At 53.1% G+C, this 1,619-nt stretch carries 1 rRNA gene; it reads left to right on the top strand.

Annotated features, from left to right (window positions below):
• Nucleotides 1–29: 29 nt before the first annotated feature.
• Nucleotides 30–1,581, top strand: a 16S ribosomal RNA gene (locus QTN94_RS19835).
• Nucleotides 1,582–1,619 lie beyond the last annotated feature (38 nt).

Raw genomic sequence — 1,619 nt, 5'->3', positions numbered from 1 at the left:
TCAGTATTCATTGAGCCGAACAAAATCTTAAATTGAAGAGTTTGATCATGGCTCAGATTGAACGCTGGCGGCAGGCCTAACACATGCAAGTCGAGCGGAAACGAGTTAACTGAACCTTCGGGGAACGTTAACGGCGTCGAGCGGCGGACGGGTGAGTAATGCCTGGGAAATTGCCCTGATGTGGGGGATAACCATTGGAAACGATGGCTAATACCGCATAATAGCTTCGGCTCAAAGAGGGGGACCTTCGGGCCTCTCGCGTCAGGATATGCCCAGGTGGGATTAGCTAGTTGGTGAGGTAATGGCTCACCAAGGCGACGATCCCTAGCTGGTCTGAGAGGATGATCAGCCACACTGGAACTGAGACACGGTCCAGACTCCTACGGGAGGCAGCAGTGGGGAATATTGCACAATGGGCGCAAGCCTGATGCAGCCATGCCGCGTGTATGAAGAAGGCCTTCGGGTTGTAAAGTACTTTCAGCAGTGAGGAAGGTGGGTATGTTAATAGCATACACATTTGACGTTAGCTGCAGAAGAAGCACCGGCTAACTCCGTGCCAGCAGCCGCGGTAATACGGAGGGTGCGAGCGTTAATCGGAATTACTGGGCGTAAAGCGCATGCAGGTGGTTTGTTAAGTCAGATGTGAAAGCCCGGGGCTCAACCTCGGAATTGCATTTGAAACTGGCAAACTAGAGTACTGTAGAGGGGGGTAGAATTTCAGGTGTAGCGGTGAAATGCGTAGAGATCTGAAGGAATACCGGTGGCGAAGGCGGCCCCCTGGACAGATACTGACACTCAGATGCGAAAGCGTGGGGAGCAAACAGGATTAGATACCCTGGTAGTCCACGCCGTAAACGATGTCTACTTGGAGGTTGTGGCCTTGAGCCGTGGCTTTCGGAGCTAACGCGTTAAGTAGACCGCCTGGGGAGTACGGTCGCAAGATTAAAACTCAAATGAATTGACGGGGGCCCGCACAAGCGGTGGAGCATGTGGTTTAATTCGATGCAACGCGAAGAACCTTACCTACTCTTGACATCTACAGAAGCCAGCGGAGACGCAGGTGTGCCTTCGGGAACTGTAAGACAGGTGCTGCATGGCTGTCGTCAGCTCGTGTTGTGAAATGTTGGGTTAAGTCCCGCAACGAGCGCAACCCTTATCCTTGTTTGCCAGCACTTCGGGTGGGAACTCCAGGGAGACTGCCGGTGATAAACCGGAGGAAGGTGGGGACGACGTCAAGTCATCATGGCCCTTACGAGTAGGGCTACACACGTGCTACAATGGCGCATACAGAGGGCGGCCAACTTGCGAAAGTGAGCGAATCCCAAAAAGTGCGTCGTAGTCCGGATTGGAGTCTGCAACTCGACTCCATGAAGTCGGAATCGCTAGTAATCGTGGATCAGAATGCCACGGTGAATACGTTCCCGGGCCTTGTACACACCGCCCGTCACACCATGGGAGTGGGCTGCAAAAGAAGTGGGTAGTTTAACCTTCGGGAGGACGCTCACCACTTTGTGGTTCATGACTGGGGTGAAGTCGTAACAAGGTAGCCCTAGGGGAACCTGGGGCTGGATCACCTCCTTATACGATGATTATTGCGATGAGTGTTCACACAGATTGAT

It is taken from the genome of Vibrio sp. M250220, from assembly GCF_036533795.1.
Classification (GTDB): Bacteria; Pseudomonadota; Gammaproteobacteria; order Enterobacterales; family Vibrionaceae; genus Vibrio.
This window is presented reverse-complemented; position numbering and strand designations above follow the sequence as displayed.